The organism is Paenibacillus praedii (assembly GCF_049725345.1).
Classification (GTDB): domain Bacteria; phylum Bacillota; class Bacilli; order Paenibacillales; family Paenibacillaceae; genus Pristimantibacillus.
The window spans coordinates 39,840-54,866 of sequence record NZ_JBMWAM010000012.1 but is presented as its reverse complement, the minus strand read 5'-3'; the positions used below and the strand labels follow the sequence as shown (position 1 = coordinate 54,866).

Annotated in this window: 16 protein-coding genes; all 16 read right to left on the bottom strand. The window is 47.3% G+C overall.

The window, feature by feature from the left end:
* Positions 1-147: 147 nt before the first annotated feature.
* Complete coding sequence (locus ACO9K6_RS12930; protein WP_424767974.1) at positions 148-798, bottom strand: response regulator; 651 nt, start codon at positions 796-798, stop codon at positions 148-150.
* Positions 776-3,172 (bottom strand): ATP-binding protein, encoded by a 2,397-nt coding sequence (locus tag ACO9K6_RS12925; protein WP_424767973.1) that lies wholly within the window; start codon positions 3,170-3,172, stop codon positions 776-778. The genes ACO9K6_RS12930 and ACO9K6_RS12925 overlap by 23 nt, the downstream gene beginning before the upstream one ends.
* A 33-nt stretch (positions 3,173-3,205) precedes the next feature.
* Positions 3,206-3,376 (bottom strand): competence pheromone ComX, encoded by a 171-nt coding sequence (gene comX / locus ACO9K6_RS12920; protein WP_424767972.1) that lies wholly within the window; start codon positions 3,374-3,376, stop codon positions 3,206-3,208.
* A 139-nt stretch (positions 3,377-3,515) separates the two neighbouring features.
* Positions 3,516-4,433, bottom strand: coding sequence for a polyprenyl synthetase family protein (locus tag ACO9K6_RS12915; protein WP_424767971.1), 918 nt, complete (start codon positions 4,431-4,433; stop codon positions 3,516-3,518).
* 44 nt (positions 4,434-4,477) lie between these two features.
* Positions 4,478-4,690 carry a hypothetical protein gene (locus tag ACO9K6_RS12910; RefSeq protein ID WP_424767970.1) on the bottom strand — a complete coding sequence of 71 codons (213 nt, stop codon included), beginning with the start codon at positions 4,688-4,690 and terminating at the stop codon, positions 4,478-4,480.
* A 62-nt stretch (positions 4,691-4,752) separates the two neighbouring features.
* Positions 4,753-5,496 (bottom strand): ABC transporter ATP-binding protein, encoded by a 744-nt coding sequence (locus ACO9K6_RS12905; protein WP_424767969.1) that lies wholly within the window; start codon positions 5,494-5,496, stop codon positions 4,753-4,755.
* Positions 5,497-6,131: 635 nt separating this feature from the next.
* Positions 6,132-7,685 (bottom strand): 2-isopropylmalate synthase, encoded by a 1,554-nt coding sequence (locus ACO9K6_RS12900; RefSeq protein ID WP_424768043.1) that lies wholly within the window; start codon positions 7,683-7,685, stop codon positions 6,132-6,134.
* A gap of 17 nt (positions 7,686-7,702) precedes the next feature.
* Positions 7,703-7,936, bottom strand: coding sequence for a hypothetical protein (locus ACO9K6_RS12895; RefSeq protein WP_424767968.1), 234 nt, complete (start codon positions 7,934-7,936; stop codon positions 7,703-7,705).
* A gap of 690 nt (positions 7,937-8,626) precedes the next feature.
* Positions 8,627-9,721 carry a tRNA (adenosine(37)-N6)-threonylcarbamoyltransferase complex transferase subunit TsaD gene (tsaD, locus tag ACO9K6_RS12890; protein WP_424767967.1) on the bottom strand — a complete coding sequence of 365 codons (1,095 nt, stop codon included), beginning with the start codon at positions 9,719-9,721 and terminating at the stop codon, positions 8,627-8,629.
* Positions 9,718-10,206 carry a ribosomal protein S18-alanine N-acetyltransferase gene (rimI, locus tag ACO9K6_RS12885; RefSeq protein WP_424767966.1) on the bottom strand — a complete coding sequence of 163 codons (489 nt, stop codon included), beginning with the start codon at positions 10,204-10,206 and terminating at the stop codon, positions 9,718-9,720. The genes tsaD and rimI overlap by 4 nt, the downstream gene beginning before the upstream one ends.
* Entirely contained in the window at positions 10,203-11,021 is an 819-nt protein-coding gene (tsaB, locus tag ACO9K6_RS12880; protein WP_424767965.1) for a tRNA (adenosine(37)-N6)-threonylcarbamoyltransferase complex dimerization subunit type 1 TsaB, read from the bottom strand. Before tsaB ends, rimI begins: the two co-directional genes overlap by 4 nt.
* A complete protein-coding gene (gene tsaE, locus ACO9K6_RS12875) occupies positions 11,018-11,506 on the bottom strand; it encodes a tRNA (adenosine(37)-N6)-threonylcarbamoyltransferase complex ATPase subunit type 1 TsaE (RefSeq protein ID WP_424767964.1) in 489 nt (162 codons plus the stop codon). Before tsaE ends, tsaB begins: the two co-directional genes overlap by 4 nt.
* A gap of 14 nt (positions 11,507-11,520) precedes the next feature.
* Positions 11,521-12,735: a thiamine-phosphate kinase gene (locus tag ACO9K6_RS12870; protein ID WP_424767963.1), complete on the bottom strand. Its 1,215-nt coding sequence runs from the start codon at positions 12,733-12,735 to the stop codon at positions 11,521-11,523.
* The gene (locus tag ACO9K6_RS12865) at positions 12,654-12,824 is read right to left on the bottom strand and encodes a hypothetical protein (RefSeq protein ID WP_424768050.1); all 171 of its coding nucleotides are present in this window, start codon (positions 12,822-12,824) and stop codon (positions 12,654-12,656) included. The genes ACO9K6_RS12870 and ACO9K6_RS12865 overlap by 82 nt, the downstream gene beginning before the upstream one ends.
* A complete protein-coding gene (locus tag ACO9K6_RS12860) occupies positions 12,811-13,680 on the bottom strand; it encodes a YitT family protein (protein WP_424767962.1) in 870 nt (289 codons plus the stop codon). The genes ACO9K6_RS12865 and ACO9K6_RS12860 overlap by 14 nt, the downstream gene beginning before the upstream one ends.
* A gap of 206 nt (positions 13,681-13,886) precedes the next feature.
* Entirely contained in the window at positions 13,887-14,969 is a 1,083-nt protein-coding gene (locus ACO9K6_RS12855; protein WP_424767961.1) for an HD-GYP domain-containing protein, read from the bottom strand.
* Positions 14,970-15,027: the final 58 nt, after the last annotated feature.

The following is a 15,027-nucleotide window of genomic DNA, read 5'->3' as shown; positions in this document are numbered from 1 at the left end:
TAATGGCCGAGCGGCTTGATATTTACATGTCCAGCTTGGTGGCAAGGAGCAATCATGCAAAACGGCAGGCTAAGGAATAATCCGTAGCCTGCCGTTTTATAGTTCTCCTAATCGTTAACCTGCTGACTCAACTCTTTCTGTGTGTTACTAATATTGCTCTAAGCTAATAATTCCCAAGCGCTGCGCTTCCTTAATCGCCTCAGAGCGGGAGCGAACATTCAATTTATCGAATATACGAGATAGTTGATATTCGACATTTCTTTGACTTACATGCAGCATAACAGCAAGCTCTTTGTTGCTTATTCCGGTAGATACCTCTTGCAGTATCATTTGTTCTTTTTCTGTAATCGAAATTTCCTCGATGGAAACCTCTGCGCGACCAAGCGTTACTTCATGCCGTCTGAGCTGCTTCAGCAGAGATATAGGGATAACCGCATCTCCGCGCATAGCGCAGCGAATCGCATTATGAAGCTGCTCTCTTGGTACCGTTTTGGAGATAAAGCCGGAGACGCCAGATTCTATGAGTAAATTGAAATGCGATCCAATTTCATATCCGGAATAAATAATAACCTTCCGTTCAGGATCCTGCTGAAGCAGCCGCTTGGTCAACTCCAAACCGCTGATTCCCGGCATATTCAAATCGCATAGAATGAGATCGAACTGCTCTTTATCCACAATATCCATTGCTTCCACTGCGGACAAAACGACCGCTACCGACATCTCGTTATCCTGCTCAATCATCGTTTTTGTTCCTTCACCGACGGAAGGATGATCATCAACTAATAAGATACGAATCACGCGAAATCCCCCTTTCCGTTCGGCCGGTTGTCATCATTTCTGGCAGTAAAATTACTACCTCCAGGCCTTTACCGCGCTCTGAATGAAATGAAATATCTCCTTCAAGACCGGTTACACGCTCTTTAATACCGGATAAGCCCATATGCTCGAATGATTCTATCATTTGATTGACGTCCATGCCTACGCCATCATCCATATAACGGAAATAAATCGTCCCTTTCCGAAGCTCCAGCTCTAAAGTAATGATTTTAGCTTGCGCGTGCTTATCTGCGTTACGAAGCAGCTCTTGCACAATACGATAAATAGCCGTGATTTGCTCCTCATTCAACGGACGGCTAAGTGGTTTGGCACGAAAATCAACCGCAAAGTTAACACGCATTAACGTATGCTCAATAATGGATTCTACGGCCTCTACGACACCCATTTCCTTCAATAGCGGCGGACGCAGCTCGTTACAGGTTTCACGAATTTGATGAATGACATCAAGCAGTCCCTCTTTAATCTCTTCCAGCTCATGCCCCAGCTTATCAGAGATTGGATGATCCATGATGACAGCCTCCAGTTTGCGATACCAGAGCAGTTGATCCTGAAGCGCCGAATCATGCAAATCCGCGGCCAGCTTTCTCCGCTCATTCTCTGAAAGACAGAATAGCAGACGGAGCACCCATGGCGAGGTCGAGTGTTCTTTGCGAACCTCCGATTCCAAGTTCTCAATCAATCCTTCAATAAGAAATAAGTTTTCAAACACAATGCTGGCGTAATTCGACATCGTCTTCAGCCAGCGCAGCTCATCGGAATTAAAGCGCGTATGATTTGTCTTCATACCAATCCATAAAATATGGTATCTTGAACGCTGTCTGCCTATGACAAGTCCCAGGCCATAAGGCAGTTCAATCAACTCGCCTACCTGAAGAGAATGAACAGCGCCAAGTAAAAACTCCGCGGTAATCCGTTCTTCATGATGGTCGCCCACAGGGTAGACGGTATTTTCCGATTGCTCAATCATCAAAAAAGTAATTCGATTCACGGGTAATAGCTCAGTTATCTCTTGCTTTAAAACAGCCTCTAGGTCACCTTGCTTCATCACTCTTGCCACTTTACGCGAAAAACGGTCAAGACTGTCCTGATAGCTGTACATCGCTTTGAACAGCTTAGGCCGGAAACGCTGGTCCAACTGTTCTTTTGCATATAAAAACAACGTCATTCCGATATAGATGACAAAGACAATGCCAAACCATGTGGACCATGACGGGCTCTTCTCGTTTAATATGACCAACACCACGAATGTCGCTACAATAATCGAAGGAACAACAGAAAGCGCAGTATAATATTTAAATCGGGTTAAAATAAAATCAATATCAAAGAGCTGGTTAGAGGTCGAAAGATAGAAATAGACGATTGGAAGAACGAATAGGAAGAGCGCTGTAAACGCTGCTGGCAATACTTGTTTTTCTCCAAATATTTGAGGCAGCACATTCAAAGCCGCAAACGGAGTAAACGCTACGAGATGCGAAATTAACGTAATGGTGAATAATGAGTTCAGCTTCGTCCTGCGATGCTTTATAAACTTTCGAATGAGTAAATAAACGCACACAAAATTACCCATTAGCACAACACTGCTATAGGCTATTTGAATTAAGGAATAGATTTTAATTGATGCCATATCTGTCCATATATAGATTAAACTTACGATGCCAACGGAGCCAACTATTGCGAACAGTCCGTTTAATACTCGCTTGCTTATAAAACGAACATCGAATCTTTTCAAGTAGTTATTCATGAAACACATGAATAACAGCGGTATCAGAGGCAGGACTAGATATATAATGGTAAGTCCCACTGCATCGCTTCGGCTAGAAGCAGCAGAGCTGTAATAGCTCAGACCTATTGAAATAAAGAATAATATAAGCAAGATTGCTGCTTTATCATGACTGCGTTTCTCATAAAGAAAGCCTGAAAAAGCACAAAATATAACAAGAGATATTCCTGGAATATATAGCTGTATGAACAGCTCAAAAAACGAATGATCCCCTGTCCATCCCTTTGGGAATGCGATTTCTTGCTTCACATTGTCTCGATGCAAAACAAGCACAGTGTCTGCGTATTCAATCGAATTATATTTTTTAACATTTTCAAAATCGCTTACCGGCCTGCCATTAACCTCTAATATTTCATCGCCGACACGAATTCCTTTGATTTGGGCTTGTCCTGCAGGCTCCAATGACTTGACGAAATATCGTTCGCCAGACGCCTCCAGCAACACGGCCCCGATGGATGGAATTCTTACGATTACGGCAGTTAAATAGAGCAAAATTGCTAAAAATGCAACCAGGAAGAGGATTGCGAGAGTCCGATTAAGTGGCGATGTTTTCATGCAGTCCTCTTCCCTCCGAGCATAATCAATGTCTTAGTTCCACATGTAGGCGTAACCATTGTTTTTCTCGCTTTTGTCCTTCAATTCCCCAAGAAGAGCCTTCTGTTCTGCTGTAGAAACACCTGCTAATTGAAGTTGTCCACACCTAGCCATGGACATCTTTTCCGAATTGCTTACCAATTGACGTATAGTTTCTTTCAACATTTTAACTCCTCCGCTTCTCTAGTAATATATGATTTTTATACCACTTTTCTAATATAACAGGAAATTGCTTAGGGGCAAACGCAAAAATTATTCGTATTTACCGAAATGGGTTTTGCGTGGTGGTTAATTATGCAAAAATTTAATTTAAAATTTGCAAAAAATCACTTTTCCAAGGACCTGCTTCCTGTAGAGAATGAAGAAGCTCCTCAAACCGATTATAGTGTATTCTACTCATGACTGAACCGTACAATAGAGTACCAGTACGCTCACAAACTTCAACGAAATGTCCTTTGTTAAGCACAACATCCTCATGGGTCATACGCCCTTCAAAATATTCCCTAATCCATTTGTCGTCTTCCCCAAGACTCTCAACTAAATACATGGTCAAAAGCGTTCTCTTACGCTGCAAAAAATCGCTTTTGTCATCCCAGCGCATTAAATCGCGAATATCATTTCTCAGCTGTGCGGCAATGCCTATTTCAATTGCATATTCCGCAACCACAGCATTCCAAGGCTGGCCTGAAAGCATAACGCCGGCCATACATGCGAGTAATAATAAGGGGGACGATTTTTGCTTGACCATTTCCAAGTAGGATGGCTCATCCATAATCGAATTCATAATATCCAGCATTTGCCCATTCGCGGCTGCAAGCATCTGAGTATTCATCAACTCAACTAGCACAATCCGCAGATCATTATCCTCTGTGCAATGAAGCATCGCCTGCTGCGAAAGCGTAATAAGAGACGAAGCGATATGTATAGCCGTAGCGGCAGGGACCTGCATCCATGGCTTATCAGGAGCATCCTGATCCTGTAAATCATCCAGCATATCGGATCCCAGTACAAACAGCTCAACAGCTGCAGCAGCTTGATATACCTCATCCTTTGCGCCGCCAAACATTTTATAATGAATAACGGTCAATTGGCCAAATTTGAATGACTCTCGCAACTTCTCTTCAATGAACAGCTCAGCAAAATGCGCGAGCGGCCGCACGGTAAACCAGCGCAGAACCAGCTCGCGCATTTGCTGAGCGATGAGCGGAATACAATCGTTCACTATCGATCCTCCAAATATTCAGCATAGTTCAACTATACTATTTTTCATTCAAGAAACATACGATGAAACAAATTTGCAAAACGTACTAGCCTGCTGCATTTCTCAATTCTCTTCAAAAAACCATTTGAATTATTGTACTGCTCCTCATTTTCCCCCTTTTGCATTTGATGCATTAAATGTGAAACCATCTCCATTCTCTTTTCAATTAATTTTCCGCGCTCGATTGACGGACTTTCGATGAGATCACGATGATCCATTGACAAAAAAGCCCTCCTTGAGGTTCGTTATGCTATGATTTCAAGCGAATGAAGCTATAACGCTATACACTCACACCCCCCTTCTTATCAACGGCATAGTGCATATATACCGCCTCCATCGTCATGCCCCCATTCGGCAATTTGGAGATCAGCGTTGATGGATTGCCGCATGTGATGAACTCCCCTTTACGTAATATACATACCCGATCGCAATTGCACTGCACCTCTTCCATATCATGAGAGGCGACAACAATCGTTTTTCCCTGCTGCTTCAAATCAACTAATAATGACCAATAATCCTTTTTGGCCTGTGAATCGAGCCCTGTTGTAGGCTCATCAAGGAAAATAATTTTGGGATCATTCACAAGCGCAATCGCAAGAGCTGTACGCTGTCTCCAACCGCCTGACAAGCACTTCACCATTTTATTGGAATACGGCAACAATCCAAAATGCTCGATAATGTGATCCAGATCATTTTTACGTTTATAAAAGGCCTGGAACAGCTCCATTGCCTCACGCACATTCATTTTATCGACTAACGAAGTACTTTGCAGATAAATACCGATATCTTCCTTCAAGCGTTCAGACTCTGTCTGCGTATCCATGCCTAATACTTGAATGCATCCCTTGTCTGGCAGCCTAAGACCCATCAGCAATTCGAGCAGCGTAGTCTTCCCGGCACCATTCGTTCCAACGATTCCAAATATCTCGCCTTCTTTTACTTTAAAAGATACGTCAGCGATTGCTTGATTCACACCATAATGCTTGCTGATCGAGCTTACTTGAATGATTGTTTGCTTTTCCATTTCGTAATTAGCCTCCATTCACGCTTGAACGTCGCTTCCACAAGTCGTTTTTGTGAGATTAATGCTGTTGGTATGCGTCATATTTTTACCATAACGTATATGCCCGTATTTTTCACCGAAAACGTAATTCGTAATTCACGCAAAATTTTTGCGTGACCGAAACGAAAGCGCAAAAATTGAGGAAGTCTCCAGCCTCAAAGCACCATAGCTTACTATTTTTCCATCTATACTTATGCACAGAGATATCCACATACCTGCATAAATTGTTAGTTAATTCTGTCGATATCACTCTCGGCTAGACCTAGTATTTTCACGGATTTCGTCAAATTATAGGTCTGCGTTCATATATTTTAATATCTTATCCCTGTTATCCACATTATCCACAATTATTCTATGAAAAATCTATCCCCTTTTCCAACACAATGTTAAGCTACTGTAAATCCAGTATTTATACGGCTTTTACGTTCTTATTCACAATTTCAAGTCTAATTGTGGATAACTTTGTGCACAACACTATTTTTGGAAAAAAAATAGGGCTCTCTTTCGAGCAGCCCCTTCTAATAGATTAATCGTCATAGAATGTAATTGATCCACGCTCTTGAAGACAATTTTGAACGGCAGCTGCTGCACAGCGATTAGTTGGCCGCTATGCCCGTTTTCGTGTCTACGACTCTGCTGCCCGTCGTCATAACCGCCTGATTGCAGGCGGCTACATAAGCCTGTGCGGCCGCGAGTACAATGTCATTGTGTACAGATGTGCCGCGGAAACGTTGCTGCTTGTGGACAACGCTGACTACAGCTTCTCCATGTGCATCCTCCCCTGTGGATAAGGAATGAAGCTCCAAATCCTCGAACTCAGCTGCGACTGGAATCGCTTGTTGAATCGCATGAATGACTGCCTCCAGCGGGCCCGCTCCCATGGCGATATAAGCTTGCTCTGAGCCGCGTTCATTCTCGCGAATCGTCACGGTTGCCGTACGAGAGCGCTGCGTGCCGGCATGTACATGCAGATCAACAAGCACGTAGGGATCCGGCTGGGTTTGCGTCAGCTCGCCGGCAATGCGAATCAGCTCGTCGTCGGTCACCATTTTTTGAGCATCGGCTGTTTCTTTGAACTTTTCATATACGTCTTGAAGCTGCGAATCTGTAACCTTAATGCCATATTCCGAAAGCCGATGCTTAAGCGCGTGACGACCGGAATGCTTGCCCAGAATAATCATGTTCCGCGGAATGCCCATTGCTTCCGGATCCATAATTTCGTAAGTGCTGCGATTTTTCAGCAAGCCGTCCTGATGGATGCCGGATTCATGCTGAAATGCATTGCGGCCGACGATAGGCTTGTTGTAAGCAATCGGGAAATGCATCGCGCGGCTAACGATACGCGAGGTTTCATAAATTTCTCTGATTTGAATATTCGTTTGCGCCTTCATTGCATCCTTGCGCGTCTCAATCGCCATGACAAGCTCTTCAAGTGAGCAATTGCCAGCTCTTTCACCAATGCCGTTCACCGTTACCTCGATTTGAGTCGCTCCGCCGTGAATTGCGGCCAGGCTGTTCGCAACCGCAAGGCCCAAGTCGTTGTGACAATGCGCGCTATATCTAACCGTTTCGCCGCCTCGCGCTTCCCTCCTCACAGTGCGGAACAGCTCGCTCATCTCTTCAGGCATCGCATAACCAAGTGTATCCGGCAAATTGATGATTGTAGCTCCTTCAGCAATAACAGCCTCGACCAATTGAATGACAAACTCTCTGCCGGATCGCGTGGAGTCCATTGCCGAAAATTCGATCTCATCAACAAACTGTTTGCCATAAGCGACCATTTCACGCGCAATATGAACGACCTCATCTCGCGATTTCCGCAGCTGAAAATTTAAATGAATATCCGAAGAGGAGATAAACAGATGCAGCCGGCGTCGCGCGGCATCCTGCGTCGCTTTCACTGCTGCGTCGATATCACCCTTAACCGCACGGGCAAAACCGGCAATTTCAACATGCTGCAGCTCCCTGGAAATTTGCTCGACTGCTGCAAATTCCCCTGGACTTGAAACGGGAAACCCCGGTTCAATAACATCTATACCCAGCTTGCCCAACTGACGAGCGATAATGATCTTACGCTCAGGCTCGAGCGACGCCCCCGGCGATTGCTCGCCATCTCTTAAAGTCGTATCAAATATTTGAATTTTTTTCATATCATTTGTCATATTCGTTAGCCTCCATTACTATTTTTGAGTACAAAAATAGGCTCGCCGCCTCCTTGTAAGAGACGACGAGCCTTACGCTGCCGTGGTACCACTCTAATTGGCCGGACTGCTGCAACAATTAAATTATGCGCGGCCGTCGATGATGACAGCCTTGCCGCTGCTGCGAGTCCGAGCCCGCTTAAATGCCCGATGACGGCGGCTAGCCGTAACGATGTACGCTCACGCCGCTTGTCAAGCAACGTGATTCCACCGTTCCGCTCCCAGGCGAGATTCAAACCTCAGCTTCGACTGCGTCACACCATCCCGCAGCTCTCTGTGCGCTTCCGACTAACCAGCTCAACCAATTAAAACCGTTGATCAGTCATCAAAAACCGCTTTGCCAGCTTCCTGTTTTACTGCTCCTGCTCATAGCGTTTCCACTTTATGATTTATTGTTATTTTGCATTTTGTTTGATTGTGCTTCACTTCATGGACAACAAGAAAAGCCTGTCGTCTCTATATGCAAGAGACGACAGGCTATTAATGACCCGCGCGGTACCACCCTTGTTGACATCCTATACGTTCACAAACGAGCAGGAATGCCCACCTTAAGCATCTGGCCAATTCCGGTTATTGGCACACATGCACCTGATTACGGAGGTTATCCGTAACAGCGTACTTGCAATGGCTTGCCGACTCTCATCTGCACTGCCGTTGCTTCCGCTGCTCCGCTCCCAGGCGAGCTTCAAGCATCCTTCGACTGCGTTGCACCAACCCGCAGCTCTCTATGTCATAGCCTCTTGCGTTTGTTAATCAACCGCAGCGATGCTAACGACAATCCCAGATAAGCTTTACTATTCCTGTTCCCAGCGTTTGTAGCGTATGAAGTTTGAAGTATTGTTGCTTATTATATGCGCTGGGAAATAGTCTGTCAATTTCAAATATACAATTTAACGTATAATCGAACCGTTGTCTGGTTCAGATTCAGCTACAGTCCAGCCTTCAAGCGAAAATCCGGGATCTGCCTTCATGTCCAGATCAGTGAACTGCTTGCGTTTAAACTTCACATGTGCGGCCGCTCCAATCATAGCAGCGTTGTCCGTACACAACGAATTCGGCGGAATCAGCAGCGGAATCTGCTCGACTGCACAGCGTGTCGTTAACGCGGCCCTTAAGCCGCGATTTGCAGCCACACCGCCGCAAAGCAGAAGCTGCTTTGCGCCAAGCGCGTGGACAGCACGCAATGCTTTTGTCACCAACACCTCAGTGACCGACTCCTGAAAGCCTCGTGCAAGCGCTGCTTCATCAAGCTGTTGTCCCTTCATCCGCGTCTGGTTAATGACAGCAAGCACAGCCGATTTCAAACCGCTGAAGCTGAAATCATAGCTGTCTGCCTCCAGCCATGCGCGCGGAAGTATGATCGCTTCCTCTGCGTTCACTGCCAGCTTGTCAATGTGCGGTCCGCCAGGGTATGGCAAATGAAGCGCGCGCGCTACTTTGTCATAGGCCTCCCCTACGGCATCGTCCCTCGTTCTGCCGATCATACGAAATTGTCCTTCGCTTTCCAACAGCACCAATTCCGTATGTCCGCCGGAAACCACAAGCGCCATACACGGGTATTCAATATCGTGCACAAGCGCATTGGCGTAAATATGGCCCGCGATATGGTGGGTGCCAATTAACGGAATATCGAGCGCCATTGCGAGGCTTTTGGCCGTAACGACTCCTACAAGCAGCGCTCCTACCAAGCCAGGACCTTGTGTCACCGCAATCGCTGAAATATCCTTTAGGGACAAACCAGATTCCTGAATCGCTTGCTCTATAATTAACGTTATGGATTCCACATGCTTACGCGAAGCGATCTCCGGCACAACACCGCCATAGCGTTCATGAATTTCGATTTGACTGGAGACAACGTTGGATAGGATTTCTTTCCCTCCACGAATAACAGCTGCCGATGTTTCGTCGCAGCTCGTCTCAATCGCCAATATAATTGTAGTTGTCGCGTCGTCGTTTTCTGTAATTGCTGAATGACTCACTATCATTGCTCCCCTGCCTCGAACTGCTCTCCATCAAGCTCTGCCCACATAATTAGCGCATCTTCATTGTTGTCCGAATAATATTGCGGCCGAATGCCGGATGGCTCAAATCCATGTTTGCGATACAGCCCCTGTGCAACCTCGTTCGACACACGAACCTCCAAAGTCATTTTGACAGCCCCTAGGAAAACAGCCGTCCGCTGCAGCTCACGCATGAAGCGGTCACCTAATCCTTGTCCGCGAAAATCTGATCGAATCGCAATGTTCGTCACATGCGCTTCATCCATAATGATCCACATGCCGCCATACCCAATGACTTCTCCATTAAGCTCCATGACCATATATCGCGCGAACATATTATTAATCAGCTCGTTCGTAAATGCCTCTGCCGTCCAAGGACTTGTGAAGGCCTCTTGCTCGATCGCGATGATCGCATCAATATCATTCAGCTCCATTTCGCGATAAACCAAATCCAAATGATCGAACCTCATGCTCCCGCCTCACCTGCTTGCTTCGCCTTCCAATTCACTTCCGCTTCGGTAAGCTGCGTATAATTTGGTATAAAGGTATGCGGGTTCTCAACTAACCCCTTCTCCAGCCGCTCTCGGCCAAGCACCGCAATCCATCGGCCCTCTTGAACGAAGGGCTGCAGACTAACCTGTACGCCAGCCGCCTCTCCAAGCTCCTTCAAGCGTTCCGCCTCCGCTTCATGCAGGGAAAGATCCCCTACAAGAGAGATACTGCGAACATTAGCCTTCGGATGATTATCAATTTGCTCTGCGACCTTCCCGACCCAGTCTTTCATAAGACGAACACCATCGTCTGCAAACCGTGTCCATCCGGATAGATTCGACATCGCAAAACCTGACGTGTATACCTGTCCGCGTCTCGCATCCATTATCGGGAGCACCCAATGCTGCTCCGCCTTGCCGTCGGATTGACCGACCGCACCGCTTAATTGCTGCTGCCAGGCACCATAAGCAAGTGCTTCTAGACTTGAAACGCCGACAAGAGGCTTATTCCAAACCCAAGCTAATGTCTTCGCAACGGCTACTGCAATGCGCATGCCCGTATAGGATCCAGGACCATTCCCTACCGCAATCGCTATGATTTCTTTATCTGTGACACTGCTGCTCGTAAGCATTTCCTTAATATGCGACACGACATGCACCGAATGATTTCTTTCTGCTAAGGATTGAATTTCCGCGACAATCTCAGTACCGTTCACAATGGCAGCAGCCATTGATGCCGTTGAAGTATCGAGTGCCAAAATCAGTCCCTCCTGATGGTTCTGCACGTCTGTCATCTGTCCGCTCCTATCTCATTCAAAGCCTCGCACCAAGAAGCATATGGCTCGCCGGTACCCGTCAGCTTAATTTTCCTCATTTCATCGCCTAAGTGCTCGATATAGAGCTCCAGCCGATTATCCGGAAGCAGCTCTTGAATTAAGCTGGCCCATTCTACAATCGTAACACCATTTCCATAAAAATAATCATCCAAGCCAAGCTCGTCCGCTTCTTCCAGCGACAGCCGATATACATCCATATGGTAAAAGGGAAGAGACTCCCCTTCATATTCTTTAATAATCGTAAAGGTCGGGCTGTTCACGATGCCCTTCACGCCAATCGTCTGTGCAAATGCTTGAGAAAATCTCGTTTTCCCTGCTCCGAGATCACCGTCAAGCGCTAGAAAAGCGCCTGGCATCACCCATAAAGCGAGCTGCCGCGCCAATGCGACCGTTTCCTGTTCCGTTTGTGCTGTCCATTCGGCATAACCTACTCGATGCTGCATAACTATTCACCCGTTCATGACGAAAAATGATTGTATCCCCGTTTTTCCAACTTAACTCTTTTAGCATCTCCAGAAGCCTTCAACGAAGCTCCCTTATTTTTCAAATCGCCGCGTACGAGCTCGACACCCGGCGCGCCGGCCTCGGTTACCCCAATGATGTAGAAGGGCATCCCTTCCGCATGAAAGGCTTGTCGCATCGTTTCCGCTTGTTCCGCAGCCATAGTTCCCAGCAAAACATAATCCTCTCCGCCATAGAGCATCCACTCCAACGGATCGATGCCAGCCTTAGAAGCATAAGCAGTCATACTCCCGCTCTTCGGCAGCAATTGTTCGCTAAGCACCAGACGTATGCCAGACGCCTCAGCGATTTCCCAAGCCTCGCTTGCCAGACCATCGCTAACATCATTTAACGACCTGCATCCCCCGCTTTCAAGCAGCAGCCGTCCCGCTCGTACAGAAGGGCTCGGACGACGATGCGCCTGCACGATTGCAGCGACCTGTGCAAGCTCTATACCGCAAGCCTCAGCAATCACCTTGTCAATCTCGCTGCCTTCTGCCGCTGTATCAAATCTGGCGTCTTGCGCGTCGGTAACAACAATCCCGCTCGATTCGGTAGTCTCTGCCCCGCTGCGCGTTTCGCGCCGTTGTACCGCTTTCGCCCGCTGGGCCATCAGCGCATGCAGACCCGCCGCCGCCTTGCCCACCGCACCGGTCACAAACACCGCATCGCCCGGCATAGCGCCTGAGCGTCGCAGCTCCCGCCCCGCTTCAACGGTTCCCGTCACCGTTACCGCGACAACCAGGTGCTCCGGCGACGAAGTCGTATCGCCTCCCGCAACGGCAACCCCATAGCGCTCGGCGCATTCGTACAGCCCGTCATACAGCCTCCGCATCTGCTCCGGCTTGTACGAGGGCGGCACGCTGACCGACACGAGCGCATGCAAAGGCACGCCTCCCATCGCGGCAATATCGCTAATGTTCGCGGCTAGCGCCTTATAGCCGACATCCGCGTCCCGCATCGTCGTCTCATTGAAGTGGATGGTCTCCACCATCGTGTCGACCGCCAGCAGCAGCCGCTTCGGCCCCTCTATCCCATCGGCCGCAGCGATAACATCCACGACAGCGGCATCATCACCAATGCCGACAACTACGCCGCGCTGCCGCTGCCAATCTTCATTCTGCCGCGCTCCCGTCCAATGATGAATACGCGCAAACTCATCCACCGCCATGTCTCCTTCATCCTTGCACGATAATCATTTTCCCGCTTTAGTCCCGCATTCGCTCCTGCGTTTTTGCGATCAGTGTTAGTGAATATCACGTTTCTTAAACCGTCCGCCCTTCACGTCGTGGATATTGCCGACGGCTAGAAACGCCACAGGGTCCAGCTCGTGAACAATTGATTTCATCTTCGCTTCCTCAAGCCGTGTAATGACGCAGAAGATCACCCGTTTGCTGCCGCCTGAAAATCCGCCTTCCCCATGCAAATACGTGACACCGCGACCGAGCCGGCTCATAATCGCGGCACCGATCTCATTAGCTTCATCGCTAATAATCCAGACGGCCTTCGACTCATCGAAGCCTTCAATCGTGATGTCGATCAATTTGAACGCGATGTAATAAGCTATAAGCGAATACATCGCGCGATCCCAGCCAAAGACGAAGCCGGCGCTGCCAAGAATGAACAAATTAAAAAACATAACCGTCTCGCCTACTGACAGCGGAATACGATTATTAACCAAAATAGCGACGATTTCCGTACCGTCCAGCGATCCGCCAAAACGGATAACCATTCCCACCCCGATGCCCAGAATGACACCGCCGAATATCGCAGCCAAAAAAGGCTCTTCCGTCAGCGCAGGAACCGGATGCAGCAGAATTGTCCCGATCGACATAACCGTAACGCCATATAAGGTCGAGATGGCAAAGGTTTTGCCGATTTGCTTATATCCCAGAAACAAAAAAGGAAGATTGAGAACAAATAGAAAAATGCCTAGCGGTACCTTAAACAAATAAGCGGCCATGATCGAAATACCGACGATACCCCCGTCAATAATTCGGTTAGGCACGAGAAAGATTTCCAGCCCGATCGAGACCAGAACTGCGCCGAGTGTTATAAAGAGTACTCTTCGCAGCACATCCAGCTTCGATAGCTTGTGGTGCTGAGTTAATCCCATGGCGTAGCACACTTCCCCTGATCGAGCTTTTTCTCCTTATTTTAACTTAATCCACCGCATATTCAAAGCGAAACTGCCGCTGCCGCAAAAAAAAGAAACCCTCCAATCCATTGACACCTCCGTCATAGAATGGAAAGCTTCTGCAAGTTTAATCCTCCAACAAGCCCGAAAGACTCTATATCCGTCATATTCGTTCTCATCCGAGGCTATAGCTCCTTCACAATTGTAATTTGAAGCTCATTCTTTAGCTCAATCTCATATGGCGATTTCGGCTGACTGCCATCCGATTCTTTTATGATCCGTACGCGCGGACGATGCACGGCAAGCTCAGTATTTGCCGATACGACCCCGACTTGCCCTGTGTTTAGAAGAAGCATAGTCGAGACGGGATATATTGAAATATGCTTGCAGAACAGCTTGATCAATTCCAAATCGAAAAAGGTGCCACCAGCAGCGAACAAAAATTCGATCGCCTCATTGGCCGTATACCGTTTCCTGTGCGGCCGCGGCGACGTAAGCGCATCGAAGGTATCTGCTAAACCGACAATTTGTCCGTACATATGAATCTCATCCTTCTTCAGCCCTCGCGGGTAACCCGACCCATTATATCGTTCATGATGCTGCAGCGCGCAATGCGCAGAAACAATCGATATGTCGTGATACTTTCGTAAAATTTCGAAGCCTTCCTTCGGATGACTATGCAAAATTGCGAGATCTTCCCTCGTAAAGCTCCCTTTTTTGCTAAGCAGCTTCTGAGGAATTTTGGTCATGCCAATATCGAAGAGCAGTGCGCCGATGCCGAGCTCCTCTAGCTGATTTCGATTAAAGCCCTTCGCAATCCCCATAATGCCCGCAAGCACGGCAACATTGAAGGAATGCTGAAACAAATAGGCATCCGCCGAATGAATGCTTGTTAAATTAACTAACATATTCGGTCTGGTTGCCAGATCCTGCATAATTTGTCCAAATACCGCACGGAAATTACGGCCCATGTCCGGTGCAATCGTTCGACCCTTTGATTCGGTTTGGTCCTTGAAGGCGTTCATTGTTTTATATATCGTATCCACCGCTTGCTTACGGGTCTCATCACGAATGGTATCCTCAGGAATAAGATCCTCCGTCAACCCATCCTCTATGAATAAAAAATCGATGCCCAAATCAAGCAACCGATCAATGTATCGATCATTTAATTCGACCCCTTCTCCAAGAAGGATGTTGCCATTGTCCTGATAAATTGGCTTTGCAAGCTTGTCTCCCGGCTTGATCATTCCAATTTGCACTTTTCTCATTAGATTAGTTCCTGCCTTTGCTTGTTATGGCGATGCAACCGGATGTTGTTGGTCTCTA